This window comes from Sphingobacteriales bacterium (assembly GCA_012517435.1).
Lineage (GTDB): Bacteria > Bacteroidota > Bacteroidia > CAILMK01 > JAAYUY01 > JAAYUY01.
This window is the reverse complement of the sequence record JAAYUY010000110.1, coordinates 1-16,789: the sequence shown is the minus strand read 5'-3', so window position 1 is coordinate 16,789 and position 16,789 is coordinate 1. Positions and strand designations below refer to the sequence as shown.

At 38.3% G+C, this 16,789-nt stretch carries 13 protein-coding genes; 10 read left to right on the top strand and 3 right to left on the bottom strand.

Going from position 1 to position 16,789, the window contains the following annotated elements; translation table 11 throughout:
• Both GX437_06580 and GX437_06575 read left to right on the top strand, forming a co-directional pair.
• On the top strand, positions 1-384 hold a 384-nt coding region (locus GX437_06580), incomplete at its 5' end, for a phosphopantothenoylcysteine decarboxylase (GenBank protein NLJ07316.1).
• Complete coding sequence (locus GX437_06575; GenBank protein ID NLJ07315.1) at positions 381-1,268, top strand: DMT family transporter; 888 nt, start codon at positions 381-383, stop codon at positions 1,266-1,268. The genes GX437_06580 and GX437_06575, both read left to right, overlap by 4 nt.
• Here the strand turns inward: GX437_06575 and GX437_06570 are convergent, their stop codons facing one another.
• On the bottom strand, positions 1,269-1,952 hold the full coding sequence (locus GX437_06570; protein NLJ07314.1) for a hypothetical protein: 684 nt from the start codon (positions 1,950-1,952) through the stop codon (positions 1,269-1,271).
• Positions 1,953-2,061: 109 nt separating this feature from the next.
• On the opposite strand from GX437_06570, the gene GX437_06565 reads away from it, so the two are divergent.
• Together GX437_06565 and GX437_06560 are read left to right on the top strand one after the other, a co-directional pair.
• Positions 2,062-4,263 (top strand): hypothetical protein, encoded by a 2,202-nt coding sequence (locus GX437_06565; GenBank protein ID NLJ07313.1) that lies wholly within the window; start codon positions 2,062-2,064, stop codon positions 4,261-4,263.
• A 117-nt stretch (positions 4,264-4,380) separates the two neighbouring features.
• The gene (locus GX437_06560; protein ID NLJ07312.1) at positions 4,381-5,244 is read left to right on the top strand and encodes a hypothetical protein; all 864 of its coding nucleotides are present in this window, start codon (positions 4,381-4,383) and stop codon (positions 5,242-5,244) included.
• 15 nt (positions 5,245-5,259) lie between these two features.
• On the opposite strand, the gene GX437_06555 is transcribed toward GX437_06560, so the two are convergent.
• Positions 5,260-5,448, bottom strand: a complete 189-nt coding sequence (locus tag GX437_06555; protein NLJ07311.1) for a DUF1289 domain-containing protein — start codon at positions 5,446-5,448, stop codon at positions 5,260-5,262.
• A 44-nt stretch (positions 5,449-5,492) separates the two neighbouring features.
• Positions 5,493-7,880, bottom strand: a complete 2,388-nt coding sequence (locus GX437_06550; GenBank protein ID NLJ07310.1) for a hypothetical protein — start codon at positions 7,878-7,880, stop codon at positions 5,493-5,495.
• A 187-nt stretch (positions 7,881-8,067) separates the two neighbouring features.
• Here GX437_06550 and GX437_06545 point away from each other — a divergent pair, with 187 nt between their 5' ends.
• From GX437_06545 to pstC, 6 genes are all read left to right on the top strand, one after another.
• Positions 8,068-8,547 carry a nodulation protein NfeD gene (locus GX437_06545; protein ID NLJ07309.1) on the top strand — a complete coding sequence of 160 codons (480 nt, stop codon included), beginning with the start codon at positions 8,068-8,070 and terminating at the stop codon, positions 8,545-8,547.
• The gene (locus GX437_06540) at positions 8,547-10,940 is read left to right on the top strand and encodes a hypothetical protein (GenBank protein ID NLJ07308.1); all 2,394 of its coding nucleotides are present in this window, start codon (positions 8,547-8,549) and stop codon (positions 10,938-10,940) included. Before GX437_06545 ends, GX437_06540 begins: the two co-directional genes overlap by 1 nt.
• 147 nt (positions 10,941-11,087) lie before the next feature.
• The gene (gene gyrA / locus GX437_06535) at positions 11,088-13,685 is read left to right on the top strand and encodes a DNA gyrase subunit A (GenBank protein NLJ07307.1); all 2,598 of its coding nucleotides are present in this window, start codon (positions 11,088-11,090) and stop codon (positions 13,683-13,685) included.
• A 29-nt stretch (positions 13,686-13,714) separates the two neighbouring features.
• Positions 13,715-15,001 (top strand): tetratricopeptide repeat protein, encoded by a 1,287-nt coding sequence (locus tag GX437_06530; GenBank protein ID NLJ07306.1) that lies wholly within the window; start codon positions 13,715-13,717, stop codon positions 14,999-15,001.
• 232 nt (positions 15,002-15,233) lie between these two features.
• Entirely contained in the window at positions 15,234-16,181 is a 948-nt protein-coding gene (locus tag GX437_06525) for a PstS family phosphate ABC transporter substrate-binding protein (protein ID NLJ07305.1), read from the top strand.
• A gap of 27 nt (positions 16,182-16,208) precedes the next feature.
• A partial coding sequence (gene pstC / locus GX437_06520; protein NLJ07304.1) for a phosphate ABC transporter permease subunit PstC occupies positions 16,209-16,789 on the top strand: 581 nt, incomplete at its 3' end.

Here is a 16,789-nt window from a genome sequence, read left to right as displayed (position 1 = left end):
GTTTTAGCTGCTGCCGTTGCAGATTATACCCCTGCTGAATATCATTCAGAGAAAATAAAAAAAGGAGATGATTCTTTTATTCTTAAACTCAGAAAAACGAAGGACATCCTTGCCACCTTGGGTAAAATGAAACAAAACTGGCAGATCCTGGTAGGATTCAGTCTGGAAACCGAAAATGAAATTGAAAACAGCCGGAAAAAACTGATTGAAAAAAACTGCGACATGATTGTATTAAACTCGCTGAAAGACAAAGGTGCCGGATTTGGCACAGATACCAATCAAATTACCATCCTTGAAAGAAACGGGACAATTATCCCATTTACCTTAAAATCAAAAAAAGAGGTAGCCTTCGACATCCTTGCAAGGATTGAAACAATGCTATGATGACCGGAGAAGTATTTGCCCTCCTGACCGCTATTTGCTGGACCATAACCGCTCTTGCCTTTGAAGCAGCTTCCAAACGAGTCGGTTCACTTACTGTAAATATTATCAGGCTTGTCTTTGCTTTCGTTTTCCTCTCTGTGCTTACCTTTCTTTTATATGGAAAGTTTTTACCTACCGATGCCGGGCTTCATCAATGGATATGGCTATCATTATCAGGCCTTATCGGCTTTGTCTTAGGCGATTATTTCCTCTTTAAATCCTATACTTTTATCAGTTCACGCATTTCCATGCTGGTCATGACCATGGTGCCACCCGTTACCGCTCTCTTTGGATTTATCTTTCTGCACGAGACCATGAATTTCAAAGAAATAAGCGGAATGTTGCTGGTAGTTTCCGGTATCGGAGTTACCGTTCTTTCACGGAATACAGACGGAAATGGCTTCAGGTTCAAACACTCTTCAAAAGGTATTTTTTACGCATTTTTAGGTGCTTTGGGACAAGCTTTCGGACTGATTCTCAGTAAATATGGCATGCAGGACTACAATGCTTTTGCCTCTACCCAAATCCGAACCATTACCGGCATTGTTGGTTTTGCAATAGTAGTCACAGGAATGAAAAAATGGGGAATGGTTTTCGAAACATTTACCATACGACCTGCCATGAAAAACATATTATTTGGGTCAGTTTTCGGGCCCTTTCTGGGTGTTTCCTTTTCTTTGCTGGCGGTGCAGCATACCCAGACCGGTATTGCATCAACCATCATGGCTTTAGTACCTGTTCTCATCATTATCCCTTTGATTATCATTTATAAACAAAAAATTTCCCTGAAAGAAATTGCCGGTGCAGTCATTTCAGTACTTGGGACATCCCTACTTTTTCTCTGATTAAAACTTATAAATCAGGCCAATACCTGAATGAAGGGCAAGTGCTGTATATTTTTTTTTACTTAAATCAGTAAACTCAAATTCAGGCTGAGTATAAAATAATCCGGCAGAAAGTGAAAACATCAGATTTTCATTAAGATAGCGAATCAGGGATGCATCTGCCGAAACGCCAAATGATTTTGCTGATGGGGTCTCTCTTGTGAAAGTTGAAGGAATTCCCTGCTTATTGGTGATAATTCGCCTGAGATAAGGATAATGTATGGTATAATATGAGCCGGCAAGTGCAACATCAAAAGACCATTTTTCAGAAATTGAAAACTTATATAAAGGGCCAAAAGAAATAAACCTGAACAGCCATGATCCTGTTTCAGCCCTTACATTTGAATCGGTGGACGAATTGATCGATTTTTTTTCTATTGACTGATGATCCAGTCCAAAATCAAAAACATTTCCACCCAGAACTAACCCAAAAGAGTTGGAAAACATAAATTGTCCTTCGAGTCCTGCATGGTAACCTAATTTGGCAAAGCCTCCGCAGGATATTTCAGAACTCCATGATTTTGAAGCTATTTCTAAAAACGGAACGGCAGCACTGCCATAAGATCTGACATAAACTCCTTTCTGGGCAAAGCTGATTCCGGTGAACACAATAAGCTGAAACAGAATAACAAAAAGGCTTTTCATCCTGAAAATTTAGAAGTAAAAAGATGCTTCAAAAATAGAACCATCATTTGATAAATAAAATTATCTTCACCACTGATTTTTTTCGCCAAAACAATTAAAAAATCAAACAATGAAAAACAGGTTCATCGCAATTATCTCAATTTTTCTGACATTATCTCCTGCTTTTGGACAGGAAAAGCCGAAAGACGGCCTGCAACAAATAATGGATCGATTGGGAATAACGGAAAACAATCTGGGCTGGCAACCGAAATCTTACTGGATGAGGTATCCCGATCCCAAACAGATTCCTTTTAAGTTGAATATATTTGATGACCTTTTTGCCCAACCCCAATACATTTATGATTACCTCAGCACAATGACCGTAGCTGTTGAAGATTTTTTACATCCTGAATATCTGAAAACTGCACATGACGGCATTATGAAAACAGGCTTCTATTGCGGAGTTATGCCTTATAACAGTCAGTTCAGAGCATACAGTGCCTCACTATGGGCAGAAGTCAGCAAAGAGCAGCCATTGCTCAACGCCATTAAAAACATTTACCTGACTTCTCACAATACCTTTACCTACAACAGAATGGGAGAGAAAGGAGAATTTCCGCTGAATGAGAAAGATTTAAGCATACAGCTGAAAAAAATTGACCCGAAACTTCAGCCGGTAATAGCTGCCGCCATCATAAACCTCACGGAAGCATGGCGGTTTGTCCAGATTGGAATGAGAAATGTTGATTATCAGGATGCTGCAAAATGCTGGAGAATCAGACACCTGGGAGAGACCCAGTTTGACGGAATGGAATATTATCCCTATCTTGAAGATGCGGCAAAAGATATCGACATGGCTTCGATTTTATATGCCGGGATAAAACTCATGGCTATATCGCAGGAACTTAGCGACACCATTATTAAACTAAAAGCCTCTAAACTGCCAATTAACTGGAAAGAGCAATATCTGGATTGGCAAACCCCAATAGGCAGAATTGTCATTTCAGGTTCAAAAGATGATGTCCACAGCTATAATGATGCATTTTTTGTCCTTGACCTTGGTGGAGACGATCATTGGTACGGACCGGCAGGGGCCACACCGTCTTTAAGTGTCCCTGTTGCGTTAGTCATTGATATAGAAGGAGATGATGTTTATGAAAATGATGACGAATATACACCTGCACATGGATCAGCCATTTTCGGTGCTGCCATGCTGCTTGACGTATCAGGTAACGATACTTATCAATCCAAACGGTTAAGTCAGGGGGCTGCCATGCTGGGTATTGGTATTTTATGCGATTTAAATGGCAACGATAATTATCAGATGTGGACGGACGGTCAGGGAGCCGCCTATCTGGGTGTTGGACTTGCCATCGACAATAAAGGAAATGACAGGTACAAAATATGGGGAGATGGGCAAGGATACGGAGGAATTGGCGGTGTTGGTACATTGATAAACCGAACGGGTGACGATTATTATTTCGCTGAAAAAGATACGGCTGTCGTATTCAGAAGCGATTACTGGCATTCTGAAAAAGGGCAGTACAATTACTCTTATGTTCAGGGCTGCGGTATCGGGCGAAGGGGAGATGTTACCGATGGACATAGCTGGGCAGGCGGTATGGGAACACTGATCGACCTGTCGGGAAATGATAAATACGAAGCCGGTGGTTGGTCGCAAGGCTGCGGATATTGGTATGGAATAGGATTGCTCTGCGATAAAAGCGGAAATGATGAATATTACAGCACCCACTGGGCTCAGGCTGCCGGAGCACACTTTGCAATCGGTTGCCTGTTTGATGAAGGTGGCAACGACAAGCATGTTAATTGGGGAAAACTCGCGGCAGGTATTGCCTTTGCCCACGACTATGTCATTGCTATCCTGTATGAAAAAGGAGGAAATGATTATTATAAAGTTCATGATGATGGACTTGGCTATGCCATCAATATGAGTCAGACTTTTTTCATTGATACAGAAGGTGATGATACCTATATCAGCGGAAAAGGACATCATTATGGCTGGAACAATTATGAAAGTCAGAATCCTCCGGGTGTAACGTCTGTTTATCACCTGTACAGTGATCAGATATGCATATTTGCTGATTTTCAGGGAGTTGATAATTATTTCACGGAAGATTTTGAATCAGGAAAACAACAAAAAGACACTGTTTTAACCAACAATTCGGAAAAGTTTTTCCCGGATAGTAAAGAAAAAGAAAAGCTCGCCAGTAAACGATATTTCGGTATAGGAAAAGATTTTGAGGGATATGATGGGGGAGAGGTAAATATTTTCCGAAGGAAAATTAAACCCAGATATAAAGATTTCGAATAGTTTTTCAACTAAAAGTAGTCTTAAAAGCATTTTTCCGTCCGTATAAAAAAATCTTTCAAATAAGTTTTTTAAGTCCTTTTTACCAGTAATTTTGAACGAAAATTAAACACTTACCAATTGAATATGAAAGCAGTTTCATTGATATTCCTTCTGATCATTCTTGCCTCCTGCCACAGTTATAAGACCGAGTTGGAGCAATGTGAAGAGCAGAATGACAGCCTGAAAGCCGTTGCCGGTCAGAAAGACCAGAAAGTCATTGAGTTTATCAAGGCTTTTAATGACATTCAGATGAACCTTGAAGAGATTAAAAAAGCTCAAAACATCATTGATCTGTCTGTTTCAGAAACTCAGGGTGAACCTGAAGAAGATTTAAAGGAGCGTATCATTGAAGATATTAACCTGATTAACGACCTGATGGAAGAAAACAGGAATAAAATTCAGAATCTTGAGAAAATTGCCGAGAGAAGTGGTAATAAAAACCGTGAACTTCAAAAGCTGATTGATTTTCTTCAGAATCAGATTGAAAGTAAAGACAATGAAATTGCCAGTCTGAATGTCAAACTTGAGAAACTGAACATTGAAGTGGGTTATCTGACAGCCACTGTCGATACATTGAAAGATATTGTTGCTGAAAAAGAAAGAGAAATCGAAGAAAAAGTCAGCGAAATGAACAGGGCATGGCTGGCAGTAGGAACTGAAAAAGAATTGAAACTGTGCAATATTCTGACAAAAGAAGGCGGATTTATCGGAATTGGTAAAATCATGCAATTAAAACAGAATTTCGAACTTAAATGTTTCAGGGAAATTGATATTTCAAAGACAGATGAAATTAACCTAAGCACGAAAAAAGCCCGGCTGTTGACAACACACCCGACCGGAACATATAGATTTTCAGGTACTTATGGCTATGATAAATTAATTATCACCGATCCAACCAAATTCTGGAGCAGCTCAAAATATCTGGTAATTGTCATTGAATAAGGAATTTAACCATTTTTAAAACGGGTTATTCCCATAATAATCACTTCCTTTTCTCTGCATGGTGTTTCTGATTACCTGCTGTTTTTCTTCCGCACTCATAAACAACCAGTTGGAGATTTCTTCTTCACTACGGTAACACCCGATACAAATCCTTTCTTCATTATAGGTGCAAACGCTGATACAGGGACTTTGAATCTCTTTCATGACAGTAAAACAAATAAGCCTGAAAATTGTTCGGAAAATCCGGCCTATTTCACACAAGTCTTGCAGTAATAATCCTTTACGTATGGATTGTCAAATACCTGAAAGCTGAATTTATCTCCTTTAAAGAGCTCACAATAACGTCTCGGGTTCATTTTACTGGCACGCTCCAGTGCTCTCGAAAATTTATTCGACATCAGTTTCGGCTGATAAAGAGAACACAGTGAAACATAAGTAAATAAAAACTCTTCGCTGACTTCCGGGTTATCTACCAATGGATCAAGAAGTTTGATAGCAAAGTTGAAATCCTTATATTTTATGAACAACTGGGCAAGCTCCAGAGAGTTTTTCCAGTCATTTTCGTCAAGATTGACAATAGTTTTAATTTTCTCAAATGCTTTCTGAACAGTCGGGCTCGGTTTGGCTGTTGTATCAAGGTATTTTATCATTTTGAACTGAAAATCAAGGTTTAACTGGTCAACAATCTTCTTTTCGATTTTTGTATTGTACAGTTGATCGATTTTATTCTGAAGTTTGTTAATCTCTTCCTGAGTTTCAAATTCACAGTGAAATACATCGCAACAGGTTTTATTGTAAAGGATGTAAGGATTATTCGGAGCATAGAGATGAAGGGTATTAATCCGGTCGCAGTAGTCATCATTCAGCTTGTTTTTAGTGGCGATTTTTTCCAGATAGAGTTTATTGATTAAAAACGGAGCATTGCGGTTTTCCTCAGGAATACTCATATTGGTGGCTGCTGAAGCACTGTAAATCTTTTCAACCACTTTATTAATAATGTATTTCTGAATGCTGAATGCAAAAGGAATATCATCCTTGGTAATGGTGCGGTTAAACTTATCCACCACAAAGGCCTGCTCTTTATTTCCCTGAATATCATAGGTTACTGTCATAAAAATTTCAGCATAGCGGTGTTTGGCCAGTATAGGTTCAAGTTCATTGAGCAGGTTGTGAGATTTAATATATTCCTTGGCTTCTTCCATGGTTTTATCTGCCAGAAATGAATATTTTGTTGCTAAAATATCATTCTTAAAATTCTCCCATGCATAATCCGTTTTTATCTGACTGATAAAATTATCTTTCTGCCTCGATTTCAAGGCATTGACAATGCTTTCTGCTCTCTTTTTCTGAAGCATCAGGTTGGTTTCGTCACTGCCTTCGATGGAAGAATAAGCAGCAATAGTCAGTTCAAGAATGATAAAATCGGGTTTTTTCAATGCGGTAATCAATGGCTCAATGTCTTCCGGTTTGTACTCATACTTACCTTTTTCAAAGGGAACAATGAAATAGAGGGTATTGGTGTCAGCCTTTGGGACATAAACTTCTTCCGTAGGAATAGAAACAGTATCCGGAATCAGCTCCAGGGGATTAAAATAGTCAACATCGCCACCTTCAACGTAAGTCTTTGTAATTGTTTTACATACATGTTTATCCTGAATAACCAGTAAATTCAGTTCATACTCTCCTTTAATGTCATCAGGAATGGTACCGATGACGACCATCAGATCTTTCAGCTTTTCACCCGGAATCATGTTTTTCTTATAAATTTTCGGAGCAAACATGGGCTTTAACAAAACCCCTTTTGTGATCAGGTTGTAATCAACAATGTTGTCGCCAATGCAATTGTACTGGTTTTTCTGAACAATGTCGATGGCAAAGCCATCTTTGGGGTTGCGGATGAGTTTTCTGAATGCCTTGATATTATCGTTGTAATGAAAATAAACTTTCCCGTCTTTCACCGACAAGGCTTTATGCAACTGTTCAATGTTTTCAAATTTCTTGCACCTCTTACAGATTTTATCATCATAAGGTTTGAGCCCATAGCGTTTGGTGGTATAAGGAACATCCATTGAATTTCTGAGTTTTGAGCCGGCATTAAAAGAATAATGATTGCCAAATACAGCTGAAACATAAACTTTTTTCCCGTTATAATCGACCACAGCACCTACACCGGCAAAAATGTACTTTTGATTATCAATAATCAGCAAAGTCTTTTTCTTCATGATCCACTTACTCACAATTTCTTCGGCTACCTCGAGATAGGTTCGTGGTTCCTTGCCATTAAAACAATTGGCTTTGGCTACTATTTCTTCTACCATGTGAGTACCTCCATACAACTTCATTCTGTCGGCTGTTGTTTTTTTATTGCCTTTGTTTTTTAAGGTAGCTTCTTCAATGGTTGCCATATAAAGAGCCTGATCGTCAGCAGCTTTTTCCAGAATATCATGCTTGAACAGATTTTCAATATTCAGATCTTCCCTGTGTTTATTCAACTGACTTAAAATTACTTCAGCCATCAATGAAGGTCTGAATACCTCAGGATTAATTTTTTCATAATAAGAATCGGGATACATCTGCGATTGAACACAAATACTCCATACCATGAACAAAACGAATGATGTCAATAACCTGTACATAGTAAAAGATTTTTTCATAAGATAAAATTTGCTTGTTGAATTTTTTAGTTTTTCACAGAAATAGCAAGATTATTCAAAGGTCAAAACTAATACAAATCATCAAATCAATGATTGAAAATTTTCAGGATGGCTATCTTTTTGAAGTCCGATGAATTGTATTTTTGCATAAAATTTAAAAAGATAGAAAATGGGTTGGATTATCTTATTGCTTTTCATAGGTGTTGCCTTGTTTTTTATTGAACTCTTTTTTATCCCGGGTACAACAGTGGTAGGTATTGTCGGAATTTTACTGGCCATTTTGGGGATTTTCTTTGCTTACACCCAACACGGTTCATCTGCAGGCCATCTCAGCCTTGTCATAACCCTTTCGCTCATTATCGGACTGATTATTTATGGTGCAAAAAGTGATGCATGGTCGAAACTTGCCAATAAAAATGCCATTACCAGTAAATCAAATGTTATTGAAAATGAATCTGTTAAAGTTGGAGATACCGGTATTTGCCTTTCTGATATTAAACCAGCAGGGAAAGCACGTATCAACAATGCCAGTTTTGAGGTTCATTCCTTAGGCGAGTTTATTCTGCATGGCAAACAAATTGAAGTCATCAAGCTTTCGGGAAATAAAATTTATGTCAGAGAACTCAGCGAGCCAGACAATAAAGCCTGATGAATCCTCCTCCAGAAAATTTCCCGCCCTTTCTCTTTCCTGATGATTTATTAAATCAGGTCGAATTTCATCGGATTATAACTGAAATCCAACAATTTTGTCAAACAGGGTCTGGCATTGAAAAACTTCATGAGATTGATCTTTTAACAGATGAAAATAAAATTTCCTTTGAATTATCTCTCTGCATCGAACTGAAAGACTACCTGCTCACAGGTTCACCTTTCATCATTGATGATTTTACCGATCTTTCAGAAAAAACTTTGCTGCTGAATATCGAAGGTTATGTCATGGAAAGGGCAGACCTTTTCTCCATGTATCAGTTTATTTTAAATTATCAGTCGGTTTTTAAACATATACAAACTAATCATGAAAAACTCCCATTGATTTTCAGCGTATTTCAGCAAACCGGATTTGAAAAAAAATGTCCTGAGTATTTTGATAAAGTATTTGATGATCAGGGAGATGTGAAAGACACTGCCAGTAAGAAGCTTTCCGAAATACGAAAACAGATTAAAATCATTGAAAAACAAGCAGAAGCCGAATTTGAAAAAATCCTTCAGCACGCCAGAAAAAACGAATGGTTAAGTGATGAGGAACAAAGTATCAGACATGGCGACAGGGTTTTAGCCATAAAGAGCAAGTTTAAGAGAAACATCAAAGGAATTTATATCGATGAATCGGGGAGTGGAAAAACGTTGTTTATCCAACCACTTTTAATCATTGAGCTTCAGAACAGAATCATGCGCCTGAAGCAGGAAGAGAATACCGAAATTAACCGCATAATCAAAGACTTATGTAGAGAAATTTCTCCCTACGCAGCTTCTTTTGCCTCTTATTATCAATTAATGATTCATTTTGACGTTTTACTGGCTAAAGCAAAGTTTGCATTGCATTATCATTGTTCAAAGCCTGTTTTTTCTCAAAAACCGCTTATCCATCTTGTCAATGCCTATCATCCCGTATTATATATTAAAAACCGGCAATATGAGAGACATACGGTTCCGCTGAACCTGAATTTATCCTCTGAATCGAGGATCATGATAATTTCCGGACCAAATGCAGGCGGAAAAACCATCGCCCTTAAAACTGTCTGCCTCATTCAGATCATGCTGATGGCCGGCTTTCCTGTACCCGTTGAACCTCAATCAGAAATTTATCTTTTTCAAAAAATAATCACCGATTTTGGAGATAATCAATCTATTGATAATGAGCTAAGTACCTATTCAGCACGCTTAAAAACATATTATCTTTTAATGCAAAACGCTGATGAAAAAACTTTGTTTTTACTGGATGAATTTGGAAGCGGTACTGAGCCTCAGGTAGGAGGAGCAGTAGCAGAAGGTATATTGGAAAAACTTATTCGGAGAAATTCCTTCGGCCTTGTCGCCACTCACTATCTCAACCTGAAAAATATGGCATTTTCCTTTTCAGAAATCATCAATGCTGCCATGCTTTTCGACCATAAAACACTGACACCCTCATACCGTCTTGAAACCGGTAAAGCCGGAAGTTCTTATACCTATGAAATTTTAAAAAATGCAGGTTTTGACAATGAATTCATCGATTTTATCAAAAACAAAGGAAACCAGCTCCTTTTCCGGTATGATCAGATACTTTCTGAGCTAAGCAAGGAAAAAAAAGAGAATGAAAAGCTGCAGGAAAAACTGAAACTTGCATTGCAGGAAACCGCCTCTATGTTGTCAGAATACAGAAAACTCAAAGAGAATTATCAAAACAGAATGAAGGAACAAAAAGCTCTTTCGAAAGAAAAGGCACAACAATACCTGACAGACCTGAAACGACACTTCGAAAAACTCATCAGTCAATGGGAAAAACAGAAAGATGAAGCAGTTAAAAAGCAGAAAGCCAGTGAAATAATCAGTAAAATTGCAGAAAAGAAACAGCTAATACGCACTCAGGATACTGAAGTCGTTCGATCAGAAAAAAATCCCGTTTCAACAGGCGACTGGGCAAAAATTTCAGGAAGTAACATGACAGGCTATATAGAAAGTATTAATAAAGAAGTAGCCACCTTAGTATTTGAGAATCAGCGTCTGAAAATTTCTGTGAACTTGCTTGAAAAGACAGTCAGGCCTGATCCATCAGTAACCTCAAATAAAATTATCCGGACCAAAACAAAGGAAGAGATTCCCTTGCTTCAGATTGATGTCAGGGGAATGAGAAAAGAAGAAGCACTTGAAAAAATAGAGGAATTTGTGGATAATGCTCTTATCAACCGGGTTCATACCCTGCGAATCATTCACGGAACAGGAAAAGGTATCCTGAAAGATGCCATTCAGCAGCATTTACGAAAATTTACATTTGTAACCAAAATAGCTTTTGAAGAGCCTGAACGTGGGGGAGAGGGTGTAACAGTAATTGAAATTAATTGAAAATCAACCATTTACTAAAGACAAATATTCTCCTGAATTGTGAATAAATCCCTCAGTATTGTTTGGAACAAAGCAGAAAAAAACTACCTTTGCACCAAAATAATTTGTTTCAATAAACTGCAATTATATATTTGTAAAGGGAATTAAATGACCGAGTTAAAAGGAAAAGTAGTCAATGTTGATATAAACGACCAGATGAAATCGGCATACATTGACTATTCAATGTCAGTAATCGTTTCACGTGCCTTACCAGACGTCAGAGATGGGCTAAAACCTGTACATCGCAGGGTGTTGTTCGGAATGCGTGAATTAGCCTTATGGCACAATCGACCATATAAAAAATCAGCCAGAATAGTCGGAGAAGTATTAGGGAAATATCATCCTCATGGAGACCTTGCCGTATATGAATCTATGGTCAGAATGGCGCAACCGTGGAGCCTTCGCTACCAGTTGGTGGACGGACAAGGTAACTTTGGTTCTCTGGATGGCGACAGTCCTGCTGCCATGCGATATACCGAAGCCAGATTGATGAAAATAGCCGAAGAAATGCTGGCCGATATTGAAAAAGACACCGTAGATTTCAAATCAAATTTCGATGATACATTAGAAGAGCCCGTTGTTTTACCTGCAGCAATACCTAACCTGCTGATCAATGGTTCTTCCGGTATTGCAGTCGGAATGGCTACCAATATTCCGCCTCATAACCTTTCTGAAGTCATCGATGCCATCATTCAATTTATTGACAATCGCGACATCAGCATTGAAGAGCTGATGAAATATGTCAAAGCCCCTGATTTTCCTACAGGAGGCATTATTTATGGCTATGACGGAGTCATTGAATCCTACAAAACAGGAAGGGGAAGAATTATTCTTCGCGGAAAAGCTGAAATTGAAACCCTCGACAATGGCAAACAGCAGATTATAGTTACCGAACTGCCGTATCAGGTCAATAAATCGCAGATGATTATCCGGACAGCAGAGCTGGTAACAGAAAAAGTCATTGACGGAATTACCGACTTGCGTGATGAATCCGACAGGGATGGGGTCAGGGTGGTTTACGAATTAAGAAAAGATGCCAATCCTCAGGTTGTTTTAAACAATCTCTACAAGTTCACACCTCTGCAATCCTCCTTCAGCGTCAATGCTATAGCCCTGGTAAAGAATAAGCCTAAAACACTTACGCTGAAAGATTTTATCGTCTATTTTGTTGAACACAGGCATGAAGTCGTTATTCGCAGGGCAAAATATGAACTCGCAGAAGCTGAAAAACGAGCTCACGTCCTTGAAGGTTTATTAATTGCCCTCGACAATATTGATGAAGTAATCAGTCTGATCAGGGGATCAAGAACTCAGGAAGAAGCCAAAAACGGCCTCATTGAAAGATTCAGCCTTTCAGAAATACAGGCAAAAGCCATCCTTGAAATGCGTCTGCAACGACTGGTAGGACTTGAAAGGGATAAACTAAGGCAGGAATATGAAGAAGTCATGCAGCAAATCGAAAGATTACGCCAACTGCTTGCAGATGAATCGCTTAGAATGGAACTAATCAAAAGTGAATTACTCGAAATAAAATCGAAATACGGAGATGAAAGAAGGACAGAAATAGTTCATTCAGCCGATGACATCAACATCAAAGATATTATACCCAATGATGAATTTGTTATTACCATTACACATAACGGATACATCAAACGTACATTGCTGGCAGAATACCGCACACAAAAACGTGGTGGTCGTGGTTCAAAAGCGACAGGTTACAGAGACAACGATTTCGTGAAACACATCTTTGTGTCGAAAGCACATAATTACCTGCTTTTATTTACCAACAAGGGAAAATGCTACTGGCAGAATGTGTATGAACTTCCGGAAGGTGAAAAGAATACGAAAGGAAGACCAATTCAAAACCTGATACAGCTTGAACCCAGTGAAAACATCAAGGCATTTCTTTCGGTTGAAGATCTGGAAGATGAAAATTACATCAAAAACACCTACATTGTTTTTGCAACCCAGCAGGGGCAAATCAAGAAAACCCCGCTCGAGGCTTATTCCCGTCCAAGAGCTGGAGGTATTAAGGCTATTACTATCAATGAAGGAGATGAACTGATTGAAGTCATTAAAACAGATGGGAATTCATGGATTATGCTGGGGTCGTTGTATGGACAGGCCGTCAGATTTCATGAAAGCGATGTCAGGCCAATGGGCAGAACAGCAGCAGGAGTGAGGGGCATACGGCTTTCCAGACATAAAGACGACAGGGTAGTAGGCATGCTCACAGTGAACGATGAAAATGAAACGATTCTGCCAATCACGGAAAATGGTTACGGTAAACGAAGCCCTCTTTCAGAATACAGGATTACTAAACGGGGAGGCAAAGGAGTGAGAACCATGAACATTACCGAAAAAACAGGCAAATTAGTTGCAATTGGTAATGTAATTGAAGATGAAGAAGTTATGATTATCACCAAATCAGGATTGGCCATCAGATTGAAAGTTAGCAATGTCAGAGTAATGGGACGAGCAACACAAGGAGTTAGATTAATTCGCTTAATCGATGGAGATCAGGTAGTTAGCGTTGCAAGGGTCATTTCTGACTCAGATGAGGAAGAAATTGATAACGACACTGAAAACATGGTCATTTCTAAAGAAGAACAGGAAAAAGAAGAAGTGGTGGAAGCTCCTGATAATGATGAAGATGAAACCGATGAGGCTGAACCAGATGACGAACAAATTACTGAAAATGAATAATTTATCAATAATCAATTAAATTAATAATAATGAAAGACAAAAAATTATTCCCGATTCTGCTGTTGCTGGTGTTTGGATTTAATTATTTTGCCCAAAGCCAGCCAAATGTACGTACTTCTGCATGGAATTACTATAAAGAAAGGCAGTTTGCAAAGGCGAAGGAAGCCATTGACAAAGCCAGTACTCATGAATTAACTGCCACTGATCCAAAGACTTGGTATTTCAAGGCACTGATTTATTTATCCATAGCCTCATCAAATGATTCCGTTCTCCGGAGTAGCACTGCAGATCCAATAACCGAAACCTTTGAAGCAGTGAAGAAATCAAGGGAATTTGATGCAAAAAAAGCTTTTTATACTGATAACAATGCAGTTTTAAAAGAGCTGACCTTATTGCTTTACAATGATGGAACTGATAAATATAACCTTGGTGTAATCAACCTGACCACCAATCCATCGCTATCAAATCTGAACTTCAATAAAGCTTTGACAAGATTTCAGCAATTTATCGAATCCTTTGCCATGATGGGGAAAGATTCAATGGGCGTTGTGCTTGAACTGGCCAGATACCAGGTAGATGCCAAAAATGTTTATTATTATGCCGGAAATTGCGCCTATCAGACCGGACAAAAGGATAAAGCGGTCAGTTTTTATCAGGGATTGGTCAATGCAAAATTCCAGGGTTTTGAAGTATATGCCAATCTTGCAGATATTTATTTTGAAAGAGGAGATACAACCAGGGCCTTTACAGTGATTGACAAAGGTAAAAAGGTTAATACAGACAAGAATGTTCTGAAAAATCTTGACCTTAAGGAGCTGCAAATCTATCAGTTAGCCGGAAAAATGGATGAGCTGAAAAACAAACTTGAAGCTGCATTAAATGAAGACCCCAATAACATCACTTTTCTGGTAACACTTGGAGAAACCTATTATACAATTTCAGAAAAGCTGGCAGAAGAAAAAAAGACTGCTGAAGCCGATGAATACTGGAATAAGGCAATGAACTTATTTTTAAAATCACTTGAAAAAACCACTGATGCCGATAAAGAAATGAGGTTTTTGTTAAACAATAAAATCGGTACAATTTATTACAATAAAGGAGCTGACTATTACAATCAGGCTATCGACAAGGCTAACGAATCGAGAGAAAAGGAATTGAAGGATTTGTATTCAAAATACTTTGACATGGCCATTCCGTATCTTGAAAAATCCATGGAATTAAATCCTGCTGATAAAGCAGCCATTCCTTTGCTGATAAAAATTTACCTGCTCAAAGGAGATATGAAGAAAGTTACTGAACTTAACAAACTAAAATAATACAAAACAGGAGAGGTGAGTCATTTTATGCTCACCTTTTCTTTTGCCTAATCAACTTAACATAATATAAATTATGTAACAAAAAGATTTATCAAATTACTGATAACCAATATTTTAAAAATACCCCTTCTGAATTAATTTAAGCGTAAAAATTTTTTAACAGTTTCTTAACACAACGCATAAATCTTTGTTCTTCAATAAAATTCATTTTTTAACCCTTTAATTCGTAATTATGAAAAAATTTCTTTTAGCAGTTCTGATGATAATTCCCATTTTGGTGATTCAGTCTTGCAAAACAAAAACTGACAAATCAGAAAAACTCTCAGGGTCAATCAGTATTGATGGCTCAAGTACCGTCTATCCCATCACTGAAGCCGTTGCTGAAGAATTTCGTCAGGTACAGCCTGATGTTAAAGTTACAGTTGGCTTATCAGGTACCGGTGGCGGATTTAAAAAATTCTGCCGTGGTGAAACAGATATAAATGATGCCTCGAGACCCATTAAAGATGAAGAAATTGAATTAGCTAACAAAAACAATATCAAATATATAGATTTAATGATTGCCTTCGATGGTTTAGCTGTTATTGTTCATCCTGAAAACAATTGGTGCAGTGAAATAACTGTTGAAGAACTCAAAAAAATCTGGGAACCTGAAGCACAGAACAAAATCACCAGATGGAATCAGATCCGCCCTGAATGGCCAAATGAAGAAATTCATTTATTTGGTCCTGGTGTTGAAAGCGGCACCTATGATTATTTTACAGAAGCAGTTGTCGGAAAAAGTCATTCCAGCCGTGGTGATTTCACTGCCAGCGAAGATGATAATGTGTTGGTACAGGGAGTTGCTTCCGATAAGTTTTCGCTTGGTTTTTTTGGCCTTGCTTATTATGAAGAAAATATGGACAAACTTAAACTGGTCGGGATTAACAGTGGTAACGGAGCCGTATTGCCAAGCCTTGAGACGGTCAGAAATAAATCATACTATCTTGCACGTCCGCTTTTCATTTATATCAACAACAAAGCTGCTGAAAGAAAAGAAGTTCAGGAGTTTGTCACCTTTTATCTTGACCATGCCGGTGCATTAAGCAAGGAAGTTGGGTATATTCCTTTGACCGAAGCTGAATTAGCTACCCAGAACGAAAAATGGACAAATTTCAAAAAAGAACATCAGCCTAAATAATGCATTAATCGCTTATCAAGCCAGGTTTTGAAAAAGGTCAAAGAAAAAATAATTGAAAACCTGCTGAAATTCAGTGGATTAATTAGTATTCTCACTACTATCGGGATTTTATATGTATTGATTTCAGAATCCCTTTCTTTTTTCAGAAATGTATCTGTCATAGAATTTCTTACAGCGAAACAGTGGACTCCATTATTCAGTGAAAAACATTATGGTATTTTACCGCTGCTTAGCGGTACCCTACTTACTACCATCATTGCCATTATGATTGCCCTCCCGCTTGGTCTTGTCATTGCTATTTACCTGAATGAATATGCTCCAAAATCCTTCAGAAAGTCAATCAAGCCTATTCTGGAGATTCTCGCAGCCATTCCCACAGTTGTTTACGGTTTCTTTGCACTGATGGTGATAACTCCTTTTCTGCAACAGTTAATTCCTTCATTATCAGGATTTAACTCACTATCACCTGGTATTGTCATGGGAATTATGATTACCCCCATGATTTCATCATTGAGTGAGGATGCACTTTACGCAGTACCCTATTCTCTCCGTGAAGCTTCTTACGGAATGGGTGCCACACGGTTTCAGACCACATTCAGGGTTTTATT